The sequence below is a fragment of the Haliscomenobacter sp. genome (assembly GCF_041740695.1).
GTDB lineage: Bacteria > Bacteroidota > Bacteroidia > Chitinophagales > Saprospiraceae > Haliscomenobacter.
The window spans coordinates 63,957-83,650 of the sequence record NZ_JBGSLK010000091.1 but is presented as its reverse complement, the minus strand read 5'-3'; the positions used below and the strand labels follow the sequence as shown (position 1 = coordinate 83,650).

Annotated in this window: 14 protein-coding genes; 9 read left to right on the top strand and 5 right to left on the bottom strand. The window is 47.2% G+C overall.

The window, feature by feature from the left end; all coding sequences use genetic code 11:
• Positions 1-30: 30 nt before the first annotated feature.
• Complete coding sequence (locus ACEW9O_RS18315; RefSeq protein WP_373551635.1) at positions 31-183, bottom strand: hypothetical protein; 153 nt, start codon at positions 181-183, stop codon at positions 31-33.
• A 165-nt stretch (positions 184-348) separates the two neighbouring features.
• Between ACEW9O_RS18315 and ACEW9O_RS18310 the strand changes: the two genes are divergently transcribed.
• Together ACEW9O_RS18310 and ACEW9O_RS18305 are read left to right on the top strand one after the other, a co-directional pair.
• Entirely contained in the window at positions 349-1,113 is a 765-nt protein-coding gene (locus ACEW9O_RS18310; RefSeq protein WP_373551634.1) for a hypothetical protein, read from the top strand.
• Between the two features lie 97 nt (positions 1,114-1,210).
• Positions 1,211-2,008 carry a hypothetical protein gene (locus tag ACEW9O_RS18305; RefSeq protein ID WP_373551633.1) on the top strand — a complete coding sequence of 266 codons (798 nt, stop codon included), beginning with the start codon at positions 1,211-1,213 and terminating at the stop codon, positions 2,006-2,008.
• A gap of 40 nt (positions 2,009-2,048) precedes the next feature.
• On the opposite strand, the gene ACEW9O_RS18300 is transcribed toward ACEW9O_RS18305, so the two are convergent.
• Entirely contained in the window at positions 2,049-2,375 is a 327-nt protein-coding gene (locus ACEW9O_RS18300; protein WP_373551632.1) for a helix-turn-helix domain-containing protein, read from the bottom strand.
• Positions 2,376-2,499: 124 nt separating this feature from the next.
• Here ACEW9O_RS18300 and ACEW9O_RS18295 point away from each other — a divergent pair, with 124 nt between their 5' ends.
• Positions 2,500-2,925 (top strand): hypothetical protein, encoded by a 426-nt coding sequence (locus tag ACEW9O_RS18295; protein WP_373551631.1) that lies wholly within the window; start codon positions 2,500-2,502, stop codon positions 2,923-2,925.
• A gap of 120 nt (positions 2,926-3,045) precedes the next feature.
• Here ACEW9O_RS18295 and ACEW9O_RS18290 read toward each other — a convergent pair whose 3' ends face one another.
• A complete protein-coding gene (locus tag ACEW9O_RS18290) occupies positions 3,046-6,210 on the bottom strand; it encodes a hypothetical protein (RefSeq protein ID WP_373551630.1) in 3,165 nt (1,054 codons plus the stop codon).
• A gap of 321 nt (positions 6,211-6,531) precedes the next feature.
• On the opposite strand from ACEW9O_RS18290, the gene ACEW9O_RS18285 reads away from it, so the two are divergent.
• Both ACEW9O_RS18285 and ACEW9O_RS18280 read left to right on the top strand, forming a co-directional pair.
• The gene (locus ACEW9O_RS18285) at positions 6,532-9,390 is read left to right on the top strand and encodes a M16 family metallopeptidase (RefSeq protein WP_373551629.1); all 2,859 of its coding nucleotides are present in this window, start codon (positions 6,532-6,534) and stop codon (positions 9,388-9,390) included.
• Positions 9,391-9,521: 131 nt separating this feature from the next.
• Positions 9,522-10,421 (top strand): 1-aminocyclopropane-1-carboxylate deaminase/D-cysteine desulfhydrase, encoded by a 900-nt coding sequence (locus ACEW9O_RS18280; RefSeq protein ID WP_373551628.1) that lies wholly within the window; start codon positions 9,522-9,524, stop codon positions 10,419-10,421.
• Between the two features lie 127 nt (positions 10,422-10,548).
• On the opposite strand, the gene ACEW9O_RS18275 is transcribed toward ACEW9O_RS18280, so the two are convergent.
• Positions 10,549-13,650 (bottom strand): glycosyl hydrolase, encoded by a 3,102-nt coding sequence (locus ACEW9O_RS18275; protein ID WP_373551627.1) that lies wholly within the window; start codon positions 13,648-13,650, stop codon positions 10,549-10,551.
• A 222-nt stretch (positions 13,651-13,872) separates the two neighbouring features.
• On the opposite strand from ACEW9O_RS18275, the gene ACEW9O_RS18270 reads away from it, so the two are divergent.
• The 4 genes from ACEW9O_RS18270 (at position 13,873) to ACEW9O_RS18255 (ending at position 18,057) form a co-directional block, all read left to right on the top strand.
• On the top strand, positions 13,873-14,634 hold the full coding sequence (locus ACEW9O_RS18270; protein ID WP_373551626.1) for a DUF1080 domain-containing protein: 762 nt from the start codon (positions 13,873-13,875) through the stop codon (positions 14,632-14,634).
• 62 nt (positions 14,635-14,696) lie between these two features.
• On the top strand, positions 14,697-15,896 hold the full coding sequence (locus ACEW9O_RS18265) for a sugar MFS transporter (RefSeq protein ID WP_373551625.1): 1,200 nt from the start codon (positions 14,697-14,699) through the stop codon (positions 15,894-15,896).
• Positions 15,897-16,051: 155 nt separating this feature from the next.
• Positions 16,052-17,182: a Gfo/Idh/MocA family protein gene (locus tag ACEW9O_RS18260; protein WP_373551645.1), complete on the top strand. Its 1,131-nt coding sequence runs from the start codon at positions 16,052-16,054 to the stop codon at positions 17,180-17,182.
• Positions 17,183-17,325: 143 nt separating this feature from the next.
• Positions 17,326-18,057 (top strand): nucleotidyltransferase family protein, encoded by a 732-nt coding sequence (locus ACEW9O_RS18255; protein WP_373551624.1) that lies wholly within the window; start codon positions 17,326-17,328, stop codon positions 18,055-18,057.
• 1 nt (position 18,058) lies between these two features.
• On the opposite strand, the gene ACEW9O_RS18250 is transcribed toward ACEW9O_RS18255, so the two are convergent.
• Positions 18,059-19,234 carry a hypothetical protein gene (locus tag ACEW9O_RS18250; RefSeq protein ID WP_373551623.1) on the bottom strand — a complete coding sequence of 392 codons (1,176 nt, stop codon included), beginning with the start codon at positions 19,232-19,234 and terminating at the stop codon, positions 18,059-18,061.
• Positions 19,235-19,694: the final 460 nt, after the last annotated feature.

The following is a 19,694-nucleotide window of genomic DNA, read 5'->3' as shown; positions in this document are numbered from 1 at the left end:
CTTAAGAATCACCTCAGTAAGATAAGCACTTTATTCCACCTCCAATGGGGTATATGGCTTAAACAAGGAAACCTGCACCGCTTCCACTTTCTTCCGATAGTCCGCAAACTTCGTACTGAAGAAATTATTGATGCGCGCCAGCACCTCCGCTAGCCCAAGTCTTTCAAAATCAATGAAAAACATCGTGCTGCCGCTGGTACGGATCGCGAGAATTGTACTATTATCTACACGATTTGACTTGAATCAACGTTCCTCTTGAAACTTAGAATGGAAAGACTTAAGCCTCTCGGTGAAAACCAGTTAGAGGTTTTTTGTCTGTAGCCGTAATTTCACAAAAAAGATAAAAAAATGAACCCATATTCTGTTATAACTCGGATAGCTCTTTTCCTCGGTTTAATCTTGATTATGTCGTGCCAAAATAAAGAATCAAATGCTTATTCAAAGGCAAGGACTCAAACCAGTGCGGATTTGCCTTGTACTGACCCATTTCCATTATTGGATTTAGATGCTGTTATTACCAGTGCCAACCAAATTCACAACCGTTTTCTCTTACGGGAGGATCTACCTGAAGAGTGGAAAACCCCTTCAATTTGTCATCGGATCACTGCTTGGGAAATTCATGCTGATGAATTTGAAAAGGCTCCTTTTGTAGATCAGTTCCTGATAAAAGAAAGATGTGTGCGAGAGTTTGGCTTGAAGATTAGCTCATCTTTATCCGATGAAAAACTTGAAAACTTAGCTGATTTCATTTCTAAAACTGATTTGTACCCTTGGGATTCTAGCAGATTATTTTTTTCAACTGACCAGAATAAATGGGCATGGTTGTATCAAAAATATAAAAAGCCCCATGAACAATGCAAAAATCATTACTATTCGACTAGAAACGGAAAGAAAGAAGCTTATGACTGTTATTTTTTCGCTAATTTTTTGCTTTTAAAAACCATCAACCATACGATTAATGGCTTTTATGCAGCCATTGGTGGGGATGATCCTTGTAAGGCATTTGATTTGATCATTCGATATGACTTTGAAATGGGTAAAGAAGGAGATATAGTTGTTCGTAGGGAGTTATTAAATCCTTTTGTTCTGATCCAAGATATTCCGGTGTGGTAACTTTTGAAAAGCTGTAACAGGAGGACGACCGTAAAATTTTGCACATTTTTTACAATAACCAAAAACCAATTGATAATTTCTCAAATAGGCTGAAACAATGAGGTATTCCATGCTTTTGCTTTGCCTGATATTTTACACCTGTTCAAATAATGAAGAGCAAGATAAGACAACGTATGGAATTTTTAATGCAGATGCATTACCCTCTTGGGTTTCGGAACCTTGGAAGGGCAATACATCTGCATCAAAAAGATATCAAGTAGATATAGATGCACTCATAAAGCAAATAAACATTGATTATTATAACTTTAGAGACTCCACCCCCAAGCCAGTTTTTTGGACAGATAGCGACTATTGTGATCATGTCTATTTTTACAACAACCAATTGCTTAAAAATCCAACATACAATTTTTTCAACACTACTATATCGCCTAGTTATTTGAACAAATATTTGGAAAGAGAAAGAATAAATAGCGCATCTAGATTTTTGAAGCGTAGAAATCAGATGATTACATTTTTGTTAAGCTATGAATTGGCGCAATTCCGATCGTCTGTTGAGATTGATAAAGCTGTTATGAAAAAATTAGAAGAAAAATATGCCAAGAACGCGGAAGTATGCCTCGATTGGATAAACAAAAAGAACAACATCTACATGGTTCCTGTATGTTATTTAACAATGAACATTAGCATTATTCAGCAGTTAAAAGAAAAACTAGAGGATAAAAAAACCGTATACATTTTAAAGCAATTTTACCAGGATACACCACAAAGGAGCAACTTATGCTTACCGTTTGACCTTATCTTTGAATACAAATTTATAGAGCACTCAAAAGGGAGCATGTCTGTAGAAAGAAGGGTTGTGAACCCTTATGTTTTGTTTCCTATTCCCGTTTTTTAATTGGGCTATGTCGGACTCACAAGGTAGCGGATGCCCTAGGTTACTTCTCCAACCTCCCAATCATCATCTTTAATTCCTCCAAAGTACCCTTAATAGCCTGCAATTCGGCTTTGATCTCGCCGATATCATTCCCTACCGCCGATTCCAGGTGCTGATTCAAAGAAGTGACACCATATTCATTTTCAAGCAGATTGACAATGCGTTGAAAGGTCTTTTCATTGCCACCATTCAGGGCTTTGCTAATATTGGTCTGATTAACCCCTAATTTTTCTGCAAGCACCATTTGATCAAGCCCCAAAGACTTAATTACTCCCTTTACCTGGGTGAATAACGCATTGCGGGAAGTATCTTTTTCTGAGACATTCATTTTTTAGACGATAAAATTCACCTTTTAAGAATTTTATTTAACTTTGCCTTTGGTAAGGAACCAATTTCCAAAGTAATCAATTTATTATTGGATTCCCCAACCCTGTAAACCCAAAACAGTAATCATGCGAGATCCATTTGTCGTTTCGAGTATAAGTTGGCACCAAGTTTCAGATGAAGTTGCCATTGACAATGTGGTTACAATAGAAGATACCTTAAAAACTAATTTAAAGCTGAGCGACTATGGTGATATTGTAGGTGTTGCGTTCATTTATATTATTACCCATGCTGAAAACGAAATCCACGAGGACGATTTCAGCTATCGCCCCAAACGTAAAGAACTTTCCACCCAAATGCGCCTCTCCTACGATGAAGTGCAAAAATCCACCCCTGAAGAGGTCTTACACCTAATGGCCACCAAATACATCGACACCATGCTGGAATGGCTTCCCAAAAAGAAAATCGCCAACTTCGATTGGCAGCGCTTTGTGAAAGATGTGCAAGACTTATTTGAGCGTCAGGGCTGGTTGCAGGCACTCGAAGTAGCTTAGCAGGACATTTTACTGAGGTGTCCCTTAGGTGTCTTAGGTTTCTTAGGTGGTGAAAAAAAACTTCTTCTTCACCACCTAAGATACCTAAGACACTTAAGAATCACCTAAGTTATATAGACTTTACTCAACTTTCAGCGGCACATACGGCTTAAACAAAGAAAACTGCACCACTTCTACCTTCTTCCGATAATCCGCAAACTTCGTACTGAAGAAATTATTGATCCGGGCCAGCACCTCCGTTGTTTGTTTGCGGGCTTGGGCCAGCATACGTTGGGCACCTTGGTTCGGTGTGCCTTCTGAGGCGTTGATGTACTGCTGGGCACGGCCAAGCGCCGAAGTCAGGTTGTCGTCGTCGCGTTGGATACCTTTAATGTCTTCGGGCTCCGTGTAGAGGCGTTCCAGCACGTTCAAGCTGTCTTGCAGCACTTTACTCAGCTTAGCCAATTGTTGTTTGGTGCTATCGGGCGCATTGGCCAGGGCTGCATCTACGCGGCGGATGGTATTGCGGGCCTCCTTGAGTTGGTCAAAACCCTCGCTGGCTTTTTTGATCACTTTTTCAAAGTCGCGGTACGCAGCGTCTTTGGCTTTCAGGTCATCCATTTTGACCTCAAGGCGTGGATCAGATTTAACCGTTACCGAGGTCGAATCCTTGAGTTTGCCCCAGATGGCTACTACCTTGTACGTGCCAGGTAGTACTTGTGGGCCGTTGGGGGCATCTTCGTCCGGGCGGCGTTCCTGGCGGCTGGGTTGGCGCACCCCATTGCGGTTCAAGGGCCAGTACACCTTCACCATGCCCGTGTCGATCCGTGGACTAAAGGTGCGTACGGTGTCACCTGTGCTCGAAAGGATGATGATTTTTACCCGCTCGGCGCGTTTTTCCTCCTTGGCCGCCGGTTTGGCGCCAGCGGGCGCAGCAGCTGGTTTCACATAAGGTGCCCACAAAGTGATCCAGGCACCAGGCGCTTTGTTTTCCCCCGCAAACATCCCGTCGGCAGAAAAGCGGATGCCTTCAAAAGATTTGAAAGCCGCCTGATAGGCATCAGGAACGGGGAAAATTTTGAAAGGTTGCTCCAGCACCTTGCCGCCCGTACGGGCAATTTCACGCAAGGGGCGAATGTCGTCCAGAATCCAGAAGGCCCGGCCAAAAGTAGCGATGATCAGGTCGTGATCTCGCGAATGGATTTTCATATCCGCAGTTGGCACGCTGGGGTAGCCATTGGTCCACTTGGTCCAGGTCGTCCCCTTGTCGATGCTGAGGTACAGGCCGTGATCGGTGCCCAGGAACAACAATTTGGGCTCAATCGGGTCTTGTACAATGCACAAACTGAAACCACTTACTTTGTTTTCATCCGCGATTTTACGGAAAGTTTGGCCATAATCGCTGGTATGGTACACGATTGGTCGCCAGTCGTTGCGGCGGTAATCGTTCACAATCACGAAGGCCTCCCCCGCATTGTGCGCCGAAGCTTCAATGTAGGGAATCCAACTGGCCGCCTTGTAACCGGGCAATTTGCTGATCAAATTGCTCCAGGTTTTGCCACCGTCGCGGGTCAATTGCAGGTTGCCATCATCGGTACCCACCCAAATCACCTTGGCGTCTTTGGGGCTGGGTGCAATCGCCAGGATGGTGGTGTGGTTCTCAGCATTGGTGGCATCCAGGGTCAGACCACCACTCAGGTGTGGTTTTTGTTTGGACGTATCGTTGGTGGTCAGGTCGGGAGAAATGACTTCCCAACTTTGGCCACAATCTTTGCTGTAGTGTAAAAACTGGCTGCCAAAATACACCCCACAGGTATTGTGAGGGTCTTGCGAAAAGCCAGCGTTCCAGTTGAAACGCAGCTCGGTGCCATTGGGCGAAGTAGGTTTGATGAACTGGGTTTTGCCCGTTTCGGTATCCACATAGCCTACGTTCCCGCCTTGCGACATGGCGTAAACGTACCGTGAATTGTCGGGGCGGAAACCGAGGTCAAAACCATCGCCAAAAAACACTTCCTGCCACTGGCTGGTACGGATTCCACCCGCCTGCCAAACCGCACTAGGGCCTACCCAGGAACCATTGTCCTGCATGCCACCCCCGATTTTGTAGGGAATTGACATATCGTAATTGACATGGTAAAACTGGCCAACTGGAATGTTTTCGATAAAGCGCCAGCTTTTCCCGCCGTCATGCGAGATGTTCAAACCACCGTCGTTGCCGTCAATGATGTAATTTGGATCATCGGGATGAATCCAGAATGCGTGGTGATCGGGGTGTACGCCCGAGTAGGGGAGTACGGTCTCAAAAGTTTTACCTCCGTCTTCACTTTTGGTTACCAAAGAGAAGATGTTCCAGAGGCGGTTTTCATTCTTGGGGTCAACATAAATTTCAGCGTAATAAAAGGGACGGTCGCCAATGTTTTTGGTGGCTACTACACTCCATTTTTTGCCACCATCGGTGGATTTGTAGAGTGCATTGTCTTTGGCTTCCACCAAAGCGTAAACGATATTGGGTTTGGAGCGGGAAATCGCCAAACCGGCCCGACCCAACATTCCTTTGGGCAAGCCGTCGGCGTCGCTGCGGCGTTCCCAGGTGTCGCCACCATCGTGGGTCACGTAGATGCCGGAGCCAGCTCCACCCGAGTTGAAAGTCCAGGGTTTGCGGCCATATTCCCACATGGCCACGATGATTTTGTTGGGATTGCTGGGATCAACAACCATGTCAGCTACACCAGTCTGGTTGTTGACGTAAAGGATCCGCTCCCAGGTTTTGCCCCCGTCTTTGGTGCGGTAAACGCCCCGCTCCTCATTGGGGCCATAGGCTGAACCTTGCGCACCAGCGAAAACCACATTGGGATTATCGCGGTGAATGATGATGCGGTGGATGGTTTTGGTTTCTTTCAAGCCCAGGTTTTTCCAGGTTTTCCCGGCATCAAGTGAGCGAAAAATACCCAAACCGAAGTTTTGAGAGTTGCGCGGATTGCCCTCACCCGTACCGACCCAAATGTCACTTGGATTGGATTGGTTGATGGCAATGGCACCAATGGATTGAATGTTTTGATCGTCAAAAATGGGCGTCCAGGTGATGCCGCCACTTTCGGACTTCCATACTCCGCCCGAAGCGCTACCCACGTAAATGTGGTCGGGCTCGCTTTGTACCACATCAATGGCAGTTACCCGCCCAGACATGCCGGATGGGCCAATGTTGCGTGGTTTGATGTTTTTGAGCGGTTTGAGATCAAGGGTTTGTGCAGGGAGAGACATAGCAAAAACTGCACAGCATAGGGTAAATAGCTGCCTAAGTTGCATAAATTTGGATTTGGTTAATTAAGCTTATCCCGAATTGAGGTACGATAAGCCAATGGCTGAGATAGAAAACACCCCCAGAAAGTTGTGGTAGTGGAGTGATTAGGCGAATATAGCTCATGCCGGATGAAAAAAAAATGAACAAAGCCCAAAAGCCCAATTGTAAGGGGATAAGGCAGTAAAACGAAGATCAAAGTCGCTTTGGCCCGATTTGTGTGGGGACAATAATGACCCGATATGAGCTTGTTTAAGTTTGAAAAAAACTATTCTTCGGTTCAATGCATTATATTACATGCTGTTTTATAAAAATAATCTGGAGAAGAGATGATTGACGCAAAAATGCAATACGCTTTCAAAACCGTCCCTGACGATATATTGAAAGTTCTACGCTATACCCTTTCTAACGGCTTACAATTGTTTTTGAGTGTAAATAAAAATGAACCAAGAGTGTACACCAATATTGTGGTCAGGGCAGGATCCAAACAAGATCCACCGGAAACTACAGGCTTGGCCCACTACATGGAACATATGTTATTCAAAGGCACTAGCCGCATTGGTACACTGGATTGGGATAAAGAAAAAGTACTGCTGGAGCAAATTTCTAATTTGTATGAAGCCCATCGCGCTACCCAGGACGAAGCTGAACGGCGGCGTATTTATGCCGAAATTGACCGGGTTTCTTTTGAAGCTGCCAAATTGACCGCTCCCAGCGAGTACGATAAATTGGTGAGCAACATTGGCGCAAAAGATACCAATGCCTACACCTGGGTTGAACAAACTGTTTATGTAAACGACATCCCCGCCAATGAATTGGAGCGTTGGATGCAGCTGGAATCCGAACGTTTTCGGATGATGGCCCTTCGTTTGTTCCATACCGAATTGGAGACCGTTTACGAGGAGTTCAATATTTCTCAGGATAAGGATGTTCGCAAAGTCAATACTGCGATTCGGGAGGCACTTTTTCCTTCACATCCCTATGGCACTCAGACAACTATTGGATCAGCAGAACATTTGCGCACCCCTTCACAGGTGAACATCCAGAAATATTTCCAAACTTACTATGTACCGAACAACATGGCTCTGGCCATGGCGGGTGATTTTGATCCTGCGGAGGTAGTAGAACTGGCTGAAAAATACTTTGGAACCTACGAAGCAAAAGATGTTCCACCTTTCACTTTTTCCCCACAGCCACCTTTGACGGAACCCGTCTTGAAGGTTGTTTATGGGCAAGAACCGGCGCTCGTCATGCTGGCCTGGCGTTTTGATCAGGCCAAATCGGCGGATACCCTTTTCCTCTTGCTGATCCGCACACTTTTGTACAATGATCAGGCGGGTTTGCTCGACCTCAATGTCAACCAACAGCAAAAAGTATTGGAGTCGGAATCCTGGTTCTGGTTTTATGAGGATTATTCCGTTTTTGGTTTGTATGGCAAACCCCGGGAAGGCCAAACCCTGGAGGAAGTCAAGGACATCCTGCTGGGCGAATTGCAGAAAATTTGCCGTGGTGAATTTGACGAATGGATGGTGGAAGCGGTCATTAACGACTACAAACTTGGGCAAATTATGGCTTCGGAATCCAATAGTGCCCGGGTCAATGCCATGACCAGCAGTTTTATACTCGGGATGGATTGGGAGCATTACACCCGCCGAATCAGCGACATTGCTAAAATTACCAAGGAACAGATTGTCGAATTTGCCCAAAAGCATTTTAAGGACAATTACGTTGAAGTAAATAAAGTGCAAGCGGAAGATTCTAATGTGGTCAAGGTTGAAAAACCTGAAATCACCGCAGTGGAACTCAATCGGGACTCCGTTTCCGATTACGCACAAGCTTTTTTGGACATCACTACTCCGCGGATTGAACCCGTTTTTGTCGATTTTGAAACGGCCATTCAAGCCACTACCCTCAAATCGGGCGTACATTTAGATTATGTCCGCAATCCCAATAACTCGCTTTTCCGCCTCGATTACATCTTTCCGATGGGAAAAAACAGTGACCGGAAATTGGCCATCGCGGTACAATACCTGCCTTATTTGGGCACAAGTCGCTACAGTTCTGCGGACTTGCAACGTGAGCTATATCGTTTGGCCCTGAGCTTCGAAGTCAGCAACGACGACGATTATACTTACATGACCCTGAGTGGATTGGAAGACAATATGCTCAAGGGGCTGGAATTGTTGGAGCACATCATCAGCAATCTTCAACCGGATACAGCCATTCTGCAAAACGTCGTCACCGACGCACTGACCCACCGGGCCAATGCTAAAAAAGACCGGAATATCGTTTTGCGCAATGCCTTGGGAAATTACGCTCGTTACGGCACCGATTCTCCTTTTACTTATCGCCTGGCGGTAGAAGAATTGCGCCAATTGGAGGCCGATGAGCTTTGCCAAAAAATCAAAGACCTGAGTGGCTTTGAGCATAAGATTTACTACTACGGTCAAATGCCAATGTCGGAGGTAACCAATTTGCTGGAAACGCACCACCGGGTTACCACACCACTGAAAAAAGCGGTTCCTTCTCGGGCATTCAACCAGTTGGATACCAAAGAAAATCAGGTGGTATTTTTGGATTTTCCGATTGTCCAAACGGATGTGATGTTGGTATCCAAAGGCACCCCGCAGTTCAACATGGATGAGCACTTGAGCAGCGATCTGTTCAACGATTATTTTGGATTGGGGCTTTCCTCAATTGTTTTTCAGGAAATTCGGGAATCCAAAGCCTTGGCTTATTCCACTTATGCCTTTTACAGCTCGCCCCGCAAACGGGACTGGGCGCATTACCTGCAAGCCTACGTGGGTACGCAGCCCGATAAACTTTCGGATGCCATTCCTACTTTCCTACAATTGTTGAATGAAATGCCCGTGGTTGATTCTCAAATTGAACACGCCCGGCAGGCCATTCTGAAACGCATTGAAAGTGAGCGCATCATCCCTTCTCGGATCTATTGGACGGCACGCGCCAATCGGGAATTGGGTCATCATGGTGATATGCGTCAGGAAATATATCAACATACCGAACGATCGAGCAGTCGGGATTTGGTTGCTTTCCATGAAGAATATGTGCGGGGCCGCGCTTATACCTTCCTGGTCATGGGCAGCAAATCTCAGGTCGATCTGAACTACCTGGAAAACTTCGGAGCACTGCGTGAAGTGAGCTTGGAAGAGGTATTTGGGTATTAAGAAAGTTTAGGGAGGTTGAGGAAGGTTGAGAAGGTTTAGGCTACCGCGAGCGACTTAGACAAGGACATGGTCAAAACCGCCTGCGGTAGCCTAAACCTTCTCAACTTTCTCAACCTTTCTCAACCAGTAACATGCAGGCTCTTTTCCAACACCCACCCAGCCCACTCCAAGCCTTCCATCACCCCATCCTGGAAGCCCGGAACCTCACTTGTTTCATCAAACGCGACGATTTATTACAACTGGAATCGCAACCCGGCGACCAGGCTTTTTGTGGCAACAAATGGCGCAAACTGAAATACAACCTCGCCGCAGCTCGTGCGGAAGGTTATACCAGCTTACTCACTTTCGGCGGCGCTTTTTCCAACCACATTGCTGCTACCGCCAGCGCAGGAAGATTGTTTGGTTTTAATACCATCGGTATCATAAGAGGGGAGAAGGTCTTGCCCTTGAATCCAACCTTGGACTTTGCCACCTCTTGCGGGATGAAACTGCATTTTTGGTCTCGGGAAGCCTATCGACGGAAAGACGATCCATTCATTTTAGCCCAATTGCAGGAACAATTTCCTCAAGCTTATATTTTACCGGAAGGGGGCACCAACACTCTGGCTTTGCGCGGCTGCGCCGAACTGGCGGAGGAAATTTTGGCACAAGAACAGGTTGATTACCTCTGTTTGAGTTGTGGGACGGGCGGAACGCTTGCGGGAGTGATTCAGGGTTTGGCGGGCCGAGCCTTTGCATTGGGGTTTTCAGCTTTGAAAGGCGATTTCCACAAGGCGGAAGTTCAACAGTTATTGGATTCAAAAAATAGGGATAATTGGGCTATTGCTACCGATTATCATTTTGGTGGCTACGCCAAAACGCCCCCTGAGTTGCTGGATTTTTTGGTGGAAATGAAAAAGTATGACCTTCTTTTGGAACCAATTTATACGGGAAAAATGATGTGGGGAGTGCTGGATAAGGCGAAGCAGGGTTACTTTCCAGCAGGTTCGCGGATTTGTGTGGTACATACGGGCGGGATGCAGGGCTGGTGATGATTTCTAAGGTGTTCCTTAAGTGTCTTAGGTTTCTTAGGTGGTGAAAAAGAGAAAAAACCTGCGAAGCAGGGTAATCTTTCACCGTCTAAGAAACCTAAGGCACCCAAGAGTCACCTCAGTTGGGTCACTTCAAATCAATCACCCGTGCCACCTTTTCTTCTTCCAACACCTTATTAAAACGCTCCAGGGTGTTTTTCACCGCCACATCATACCGTTGTGAGATTCCCTCGTACACCTTTTTAAGGTCTGCATAAGCTTCAAGCACCCCACCCGTAGGGCGGTGGTGATCTCCGATGAGCACGCTGTAAATCCGCGCGATGTGGTTGATGAAGCGACGAGGGTAGTTGAAATTGTCCTGGCCCGCTTCGGCCTGGTTTTGGACAATTTCATCTTCAACGGCGGTCAAACCTTTGCCTAATTCGGTAGCCAAATCCTTAATTTTGGCAGCATGACCAGCTTTTACGGCCAATCCAGCCGCATCCTCAATTTGCTCCCGCAAACTGCGCAGATTTTTGATCTTGCGTTGAGAGTCGCTGATCAGGTCGCGCATCTCCAAGGCCAGGTTTTCCTGTGCTACATAATCTTCCTGGCGAACATCTTTCCAACGTGGATCAGGTAACACTTTAAAGGTTTGGGTTTTACTTTCTTTCCCTACTGTAACACGGACTTGATAATCACCCGGTGCTGCGGGTGGCCCCATGATAGGAACGCCCATTTCCATCAGCACCAGCTTTTCAGCATTGATCGGCCCGTCGTGCAACAAATCCCAAGACAAAGTATTCCAGCCTTTTTTCAAACTCAACTTCCTGCGGCGATCTTCACCTTTGGAACTGTAAGTGCGCACCACTTTTCCCTGCGCGTTTAGAATTTCCACTTTGCTTTCCACATCCTTGCTGGGTTCATCGGCAAGTTGGGCATGAAAAACTGCGCGGTAGCCGCTTACGTTGGTGCGGTAGGTGTCGCGAGGTTTGTATAGGTGTAAAGCTGCTTTGGCTTGTTCATTTTGCAATTGTTCCAAAACGGATACACCTTCCAAAAGCCAGAATCCACGCCCTTGGGTACTCATGGCCAGGTCGCCGTGATGGACTTCCAGATCAGTGATCGGCGTATACGGTAGGTTCAATTGCAGGGATTGCCAATGTGCTCCATCGTCGAACGAAATGTACATGCCGTACTCAGTTCCGGCAAACAACAAACCTTTTTTATCTGAATCTTCAGCAATGGCGCGGGTAAAGTGCCCACTGGGAATGCCATTTTTGCCATCGGTCAACAATTGCCAACTTTTGCCGTAGTCATTGGTGCGCAGGATGTAGGGTTTGAAATCGTTGTTGCGGTAATTTTGGACGGCAACAAAGGCCCGCCCGGGGGCATGCACCGATAGTTCAATTTTATTGATGGTACATTCAAAAGGAATGATGCCTTTGGGTGTGATCTCGGTCCAGGTTTTGCCTGCATCGCGGGTGATGTGGATGCGGCCATCGTCGCTGCCTACCCAAAGCTCAGCAGCGGTTTGGGGTGCTTCTTCAATCACAAAAGCGGTACTGTAAACTTCTACACCCGTGGCATCGTGCTGAACCGGGCCACCGGGCATGCCCAGGTATTGATCCATTTTTCGGGTCAGGTCGGGGCTGATGATTTGCCAGGTCTGACCATCGTCGGTGGAGCGGTGCACGTAATTGGAACAATAATAAATGGTGTTCGCCTGGTGTTTGGAAGCTAATACGGGGGCATTCCATTGAAAACGGTATTTCAGGTCGCGCATTTCGGTGCCCTCGGTGTAGTGTGGGTAAGCGGTCAGCTGCCGTACCTCTCCGGTGGCGCGATTCATGCGCGTGATTTCACCACTGTATGCCGTTGCCCAGATGATGTTCGGATCAGTTGGGCTAACCGCCACATCGGCGCATTCGCTGCCACCCGCCTCGTGCCAGTGCTCGGTGTCGCTCAGGCCCCCGGGATCGCGGGAAGGAACACTGATGGTGCTGTTGTCTTGCTGACCAGCATAAAGCAGGTAGGGAAACTGTTCGTCGACCGTAACCCGGTAGAATTCCGAAGTGGGTTGGTTGTGCTGGTCGGTCCAGGTTTTGCCTCCGTTCAAACTCACTGTAGCACCCCCATCATTGCAGTTGATCATGATGCTGGGGTTGTCGGGATTGAGCCAGATGCCGTGGCAGTCGCCGTGGGGCACGTTTATTTCTTCAAAAGTTTTGCCCCCATCGATCGACTTCATAAAGTCGACATTGTTGATGTACACCGCATTTTCGTTTTTAGGGTCGGCAGTGACGTGGCTGTAGTACCAGCCGCGTTGTTGCAAGCGGTGGTCGCGGCAAATCCGCGTCCAGGAATCACCAGCATCTTCGCTGCGGTACAGGCCGGAAGTGGCGTCGTCGGGGGTGATGACAATGGCCCAAAGGCGATTGGGGTTGACGGGAGAGGCAGTGATGCCAATACGCCCCAGCAGGCCAGTGGGTAGGCCACCTTCCAGTTTTTTCCAGGTAGTCCCACTGTCGACTGATTTCCAGATGCCCCCTTTTTTGCCCCCATCGTGCAAGGTCCAGGGTTTGCGCTCGGCACGCCACATGGCGGCGTAGAGGATGCGTGGATTGCTGGGATCCATCACCAGATCAACACAACCAGTGGAATCTCCGGCAGTATGCACCAAATCCCATTTTTTTCCGCCATCGGTCGTGCGGTATACGCCCCGTTCGGGATTGGGGCCAAAGGGGTTGCCTAGTGCTGCTACAAAAGCCACATCTGGATTTTGGGGATGAATTTCTATTTTTCCAACCATACCGGATTTGGGCAGGCCGATGAATTCCCAGGTTTTGCCTTTGTCGGTGCTTTTGTACACACCCACTCCCGCAGAGATGTTGCCCCGTGGACATGCCGAACCCGTGCCCACATAAATGACGGAAGGGTCAGAAGGAGCTACCGCAATCGCACCAATGGAGCCACATTTGATCTGGCCATCGGAAAGATTGTCCCAAGTATTGCCTGCATCGTTGCTGCGCCAAACCCCACCACCCGTAGCACCCAGGTAAAAGGTAAAGGGCTCCTGACGCACTCCGGTAGTCGCCGTCGCTCGGCCACCCCGGCTTGGGCCTACGTGGCGGTATTTCAAATTGGCCAACAAATCTGGCTGAATGATGGCATTGGGATCTTTAGTGGTTTGGGCAAGGGCCAAAAAAGCATGGCTCATGAACACCATGGACAGAAAAAAATTCCGCATGTTTTTTTGCTGGGAAGATAGCGATTTCTGCATTTTGTCGACTAAAAACATGCATTGATAATTTTGATGAGAAAATCGCGATAATATTTTGTCTTAAACTCTTTTTAAAAAATAAAATTCATTGCTTACCTTGGTGTGACGAATACATTATCCGAAATTTTTCCATGAACTCACCAACACTTAAACTTTACCCAATTCCGCCATTTTCAAAGTCTTAAACATATGTTGAACAGATTTCTATCCTTGTGCGTGATCCTCGCAGCCTTTGCAGTGGGTACTGCTTTTGTGCTGAAAAATGAAAAAGCTACGCCTGCAGTTGCTTCAAATACCTTGACTGCCGAAGAAAAAGCGGCAGGCTGGATGTTGCTTTTTGACGGCAAAACGACAAAAGGCTGGCGCAATTACAACAAACAAACCATCGGTGAGCGCTGGAAAATAGCCGATGGAGTGCTGTATCTGGACGTATCCAACAAAAATGCCGATGGCTTTCAGGTAGGTGGCGGTGGCGACATCATCACTGAGGCTGAATACGAAAACTACGAATTGCGCATCGAGTGGAAAATTGCCAAATGTGGCAACAGTGGCATTATTTACCACATTCATGAAGATGCACAAATCCGCTACCCCTGGCAGACCGGGCTGGAATATCAACTCATCGACAATGACTGCCACCCCGATGCCAAATTTGAAAACCGCCGGGCCTCCAGCCTCTACGATATGTATGTGGCTACCCCACAAACGGCCAAGCCGATCGGGGAATGGAACAAAGTACGCCTGGTGTGTAAAGGCGACCTGGTAGAACATTGGCTGAATGGCAAAAAAGTGGTTTCTACCACGATGGGCTCTGCTGAATGGAAAGCCTTGATCCCCAAGAGCAAGTGGAAAGATCACCCTCAGTTTGGCACATTCCGCAAAGGACACATTGGTCTGCAAGACCATGGTGATGGAATCTCCTTCCGCAACATCAAATTGCGGAAACTATAAACAGGTTTGACACAAGTCTATAACAAACAACATTCAACAGACACTTTTAACTCGGTCTTGCTATGATCAACAAATCACGACTTTTTTACGGCAGTTGTTTTGCCCTTATCACGACTGCCTTGTCTTTTAGCATCAGGGCGGGTATTCTACCCCAGCTTGGTGACGAGCTTGGTTTGTCAGCTGAACAATTGGGATATATTAACTCCATGTGGTTCCTCGGATTTCCAATTTCAATGGTAATCGGTGGATTAATTTATCACACAGTTGGAGGCAAGCGCATTATGCAATTTGCTTTTTTGGCGCATGCAGTCGGTATTCTGATGACTATTTATTCAGGCAGCTACGTTGCATTACTTATTTCCACCTTGCTCATTGGAATAGGAAATGGATGCACGGAAGCGGCTTGTAATCCGATGATTGCAGACGCTTTTGAAGGCAACACCATGAGCAAAATGTTGAATCGTTTTCATATGTGGTTTCCCGGAGGCATAGTCATCGGTAGTTTGGTTTCAAAATTTATGACTGATGCCAATTTTAGTTGGGAGGCGCAGATTTGGGTTATTTTACTTCCTACCCTGGTCTATGCTTACTTGTTCTATGGCCAGGATTGGCCGGTAGCTAAAACCAAGGAAGAGGCCAGCTTATCGATGAACCTTAAAGCGATGATTTCGCCATTGTTCATTTTTATGATGGTTTGTATGGCCTTAACCGCAATATCAGAGTTTGGCCCGCAACAGTGGTCGAGTTTGATATTGGCAAAGAGTGGTGCTCAACCCATGTTGATTCTGGCCTTGGTTACTGGTTTGATGGCTGTATGTAGGTATTTTGGCGGAGAAGTTGTTCACAAATTTGATCAGACCGGGGTCCTTCTTGGGTCTGCAGTTCTTGCTACCATTGGAGTATTTCTTTTCAGTACACAAACCGGAGCAATGGCCTATGTGGCTGCAATTTTCTTCGCATTGGGGGTCGCTTATTTCTGGCCTAATATGATTGGTTTTATTGCAGACAAAATACCAGCCAGTGGCGCCCTGGGGATGTCGATTATCGGTGCAGTCGGAATGTTCTCCACATCAATTTTTCAGCCCATTATTGGGCGTTGGATTGATGCCGATAAGAAAGCTGCGGCTGCAACCGGACTTACAGGTGATGAACTGGAATTGGTAGCCGGTCAGGCTACTTTGGGAACCATGGTCTTATTCCCGGCTATATTGATTGTGCTGTTTACCATTCTGTTTTTTTGGGTGAAAAAAAGAAAATCTTAACATCAGTCTTTTTTCAGCTTCTATAGCTTACAACATCGCAAGTCCCACAAAAAAAATCGTGGGTTAATTAAGCCTGGGGTGCGTGAAAATACGTGCTCCAGGCTTATCTTTATCCAAAATTTTAACACCTACGGATCATGAAACGCAAAATAAGAATGGGCATGGTAGGGGGTGGCCGTGGTGCCTTCATCGGAGGAGTACACCGGATCGGCGCCGCTATCGATGGTCATATCGAACTGGTATGTGGTGCTTTTAGCAGTGACCCCGAACGCTCTCGTTTGTCGGGCGAAGACCTGTACGTGCCCGCCAACCGGGTATACGGCAGCTACCAGGAAATGATTGAAAAAGAAAAGTTGTTGCCAGAGGGCGAGCGGATGGATTTTGTGTCCATCGTAACCCCCAACCACGTGCATTTCGGCCCCGCAAAAATGGCGCTCGAAAATGGCTTCCACGTGGTATGCGACAAACCCCTTGCTTTTACCATGGAAGAAGCGCTGGAACTGGAAGCCCTGGTAGAAAAAACGGGCTTGATCTTTGCCCTCACCCATAACTACACCGGCTACCCGATGGTGAAACAAGCCCGGGCCATGCTGCGCAATGGGGAGTTGGGCAAAATCCGCAAAGTGGTGGTGGAATACCCCCAAGGCTGGCTTTCGCGCAAAGAGGAAGATACCAATTACAAGCAGGCGATCTGGCGTACTGACCCGACCCAATCGGGCATCGCCGGTGCCATGGGCGACATCGGCACCCACGCTGAAAACCTGGCCGAATACATCACAGGTTTACAAATCACCGAAATGTGTGCCGACATCAGCACCTTTGTAGAAGGCCGCAAACTGGACGATGACGGCAACGTACTGCTGCGCTTCGACAATGGTGCCAAGGGTATTCTGCACGCCAGCCAAATCTCGGCGGGGGAAGAAAATGGCCTGAATATCCGGGTCTACGGTGAAACGGGTGGCTTATACTGGCGTCAGGAAGAGCCGAATACCCTGCTGGTCAGTCGCCTGGACAAACCCAAGGAAATTTACCGCCCGAAAATTACGCCACTCAGCCCGGAGGCGAATGCGCATATCCGGGTACCTGCAGGGCATCCGGAAGGTTACCTGGAGGCTTTTGCCAACATTTACCGCAACTTTGCGCTGGCTGTCCAAGCACGCATGGCCGGCGAAGCACCCGATCCACTACTCGATTTTCCATCGGTAAAGGACGGTGTACGCGGCATGCGGTTTATCGAAAAAGTCATTGAATCTGGAAAGTCCACTGCGAAGTGGGTGAAATTTTAGTATAGGGTTGAGGAAGTTGAGGGAGGTTGAGAAGGTTGAGGCTACCGCGAGCGGCGATCACCGAGCTAAACCGAAGTAAGTCGAGGTATAAGTCGCTTGCGGTAGTCTCAACCTTCTCAACCTTCTCAACCTCCCTCAACTATATGCGTGCCATCATCTTCGCCGCCGGGCTCGGTACCCGGCTTCGTCCCATCACCGACAGCATTCCCAAGGCATTGGTGCCGATCAAAGGCCATCCCTTACTGGAAATTGCCATTTTGCGCCTCAAGGCCGCGGGTTGTGTGGATATCATCGTGAACATCCACCATTTTGGCGAGCAAATCATCGATTTTTTACGAGCTAATGATCATTTTGGGATCAACATTCAAATTTCGGATGAGCGGGATTTGCTTTTGGATACGGGAGGGGGCTTGAAAAAAGCGGAGTGGTTTTTGAAAGAAGAGCCCTTTTTGGTGACCAACGCCGATGCACTGACCAATCTCGATTTACGGCAGTTTTACCAAACTCATTTGCAAAACGATGCCTTAGCTACCCTGGCGGTGCGCCAGCGGGAGAGTTCGCGGTATTTTTTGTTTAACCCAGCTGGAGAGTTGTGTGGTTGGCGCAATGAAAAAACAGGTGAGACCCGCTTGTCGCGCGATGAGCCTGACTTAAAGCCCTGGTGCTTCAGTGGCATTCATGCGATCAGTCCGCAGATTTTTGATTTTTTCCCGGCGGAGGCCTCCGTTTTTTCCATCATTGATACGTACCTGAATGCGGCGGTAAACGAATGGGTTCTGGCCTATCCGCACAATGAGGACATTTGGATGGATGTGGGGAAGATTCCGCAGTTGGAGAAGGCGGAGGGGGTTTTGGAGGCGGTGTTGCCGCAATAGTTCAGCGTTCCATTGGGACAAAAACCTCCACATCCATAACTGCTTCACCGACGTGACCACGAGAACGACTATTTACCCATTGGGTTTTTTGCATAATAATGGACTGAATGCGTTGGTCGATCATAGGGTGTACGGATTTGATAACTCTGGAATAGTAAATCTGGCCGTCTGAATTGAAAAATAACTGGAATTTACCAGTTGAAGAATGTAGATCACTTTCACTCAGTTGAGGAGGAATTTCTAGCTTGCTATGAATAAACCTGAGTAGGCCCGAAGAGCCTTCTGGAAAACTATAACCAGCTTGGTGGTATTCTGAATAGGTAACTAATGGATGTCGCTCATTTTCCATAACCCACCGGTTAAGGTTAAAAACAAATTTGGCAAAAACAATGCGTGTTTGGTTGCAGCCACTAGAGTCACTTTTGACCCAATAAATGGGTTTGAGCAGGCGTATGGTGGAAGCAGTAAGTCTTTTGTTTAGGTTTTGCAAAATTTTAATAGAATCCAGGTACCCATCAAGATTGATCACACCGCGCAAAATTAAAGTGTCTTTAATACTTATCTTTTTTTCCAGTCTGGCAGGAATTTTCATATCAAAGACCATGTGCTTGGTCAGCGCTTTGACTTGACCGGGATAGTCTAGAAAGTCGCCTATTGGGGTCACACGTCCATAGTCATAAGGTCTTCGCCTAAAACCAATAAGCTTGTAAAATTGTAAAGAATCTAGATTGCGGCTTTGGGTACTCCAAAATAATTCCGCATAAATTCTGGCATCGATTTTATAGGCTTGCTCTGAAGTTGTGCCTGAGTTGTTGGACTGATTTCCGGGTAACCAATGATTGGGCACCTGGGATAAAGCCGCTAACAATTGCTTCGCTAATTGAGCATCACAACAGTCCACAATCCCAAAGCCACTTACATTTCCAGTGTGATCAATACTCAGGTAAACTTGAGCGCGTGAAATAGGCGTTGTAGAGACCTCAGCCCAATTGATCTTGGAGCGCAAGAAGTTGGTAAAAGCTTCTTCACTACAAGCTATTTGTTCAGATAAATAGGTGTTGCCTGTTTCACAATTTGGCCAAATGGGATAATTGAGTTCTCGGTTGGGGAAAAAATTAGTTTGAGCGGATGAGGTGGTGGTGCAGATCAGGAGGAATATTGCGAGTTTGGTTTTCATCTAGGGAAGAGGTTTGGTGTTCACAGGGGTGATATTGTCTTGTCTTCATTTGAGTGCATGACAAAATTGGGGCAATGTAAAAATTGTAGGATGTCACCACCTTGTGATTTTGTCATGCACTCCAATGAATAGACGGACTGCCCGGCGGGCAGTCATCTTTGTAGCTTTGGCGCAATTCATAGGAATTGATGAGGCTGCCCGGCGGGCAGCTATCTAAAACTCCTGCTGGTAGCTGTAAATTTCGATGATCTATTGCTGTACAGATAGCTGCCCGCCGGGCAGCCCATCATTACTTGGCATTAACCTTTGCTGCTACAAAGATAATTGCCCTCTGGGCAAAATAACACCATCCGTATTAATGAATCAATATGGCCAAAAAATTTAGGCGTGATTTGCCAACAAACCTTTATATGTTATCTTTTGGTCACTCCTTGGTTTTATATCTGCCCCGATTTTGTCA

Coding starts and splice junctions, on each gene's coding strand:
- ACEW9O_RS18265 (WP_373551625.1), top strand. CDS start 14,697: ATGATCAACAAATCACGACTTTTTTACGGCAGTTGTTTTGCCCTTATC.
- ACEW9O_RS18290 (WP_373551630.1), bottom strand. CDS start 6,210: ATGCAACTTAGGCAGCTATTTACCCTATGCTGTGCAGTTTTTGCTATG.
- ACEW9O_RS18260 (WP_373551645.1), top strand. CDS start 16,052: ATGGGCATGGTAGGGGGTGGCCGTGGTGCCTTCATCGGAGGAGTACAC.
- ACEW9O_RS18300 (WP_373551632.1), bottom strand. CDS start 2,375: ATGAATGTCTCAGAAAAAGATACTTCCCGCAATGCGTTATTCACCCAG.
- ACEW9O_RS18315 (WP_373551635.1), bottom strand. CDS start 183: ATGTTTTTCATTGATTTTGAAAGACTTGGGCTAGCGGAGGTGCTGGCG.
- ACEW9O_RS18270 (WP_373551626.1), top strand. CDS start 13,873: ATGTTGAACAGATTTCTATCCTTGTGCGTGATCCTCGCAGCCTTTGCA.
- ACEW9O_RS18305 (WP_373551633.1), top strand. CDS start 1,211: ATGAGGTATTCCATGCTTTTGCTTTGCCTGATATTTTACACCTGTTCA.
- ACEW9O_RS18250 (WP_373551623.1), bottom strand. CDS start 19,234: ATGAAAACCAAACTCGCAATATTCCTCCTGATCTGCACCACCACCTCA.
- ACEW9O_RS18280 (WP_373551628.1), top strand. CDS start 9,522: ATGCAGGCTCTTTTCCAACACCCACCCAGCCCACTCCAAGCCTTCCAT.
- ACEW9O_RS18275 (WP_373551627.1), bottom strand. CDS start 13,650: ATGCGGAATTTTTTTCTGTCCATGGTGTTCATGAGCCATGCTTTTTTG.
- ACEW9O_RS18295 (WP_373551631.1), top strand. CDS start 2,500: ATGCGAGATCCATTTGTCGTTTCGAGTATAAGTTGGCACCAAGTTTCA.
- ACEW9O_RS18285 (WP_373551629.1), top strand. CDS start 6,532: ATGATTGACGCAAAAATGCAATACGCTTTCAAAACCGTCCCTGACGAT.
- ACEW9O_RS18255 (WP_373551624.1), top strand. CDS start 17,326: ATGCGTGCCATCATCTTCGCCGCCGGGCTCGGTACCCGGCTTCGTCCC.
- ACEW9O_RS18310 (WP_373551634.1), top strand. CDS start 349: ATGAACCCATATTCTGTTATAACTCGGATAGCTCTTTTCCTCGGTTTA.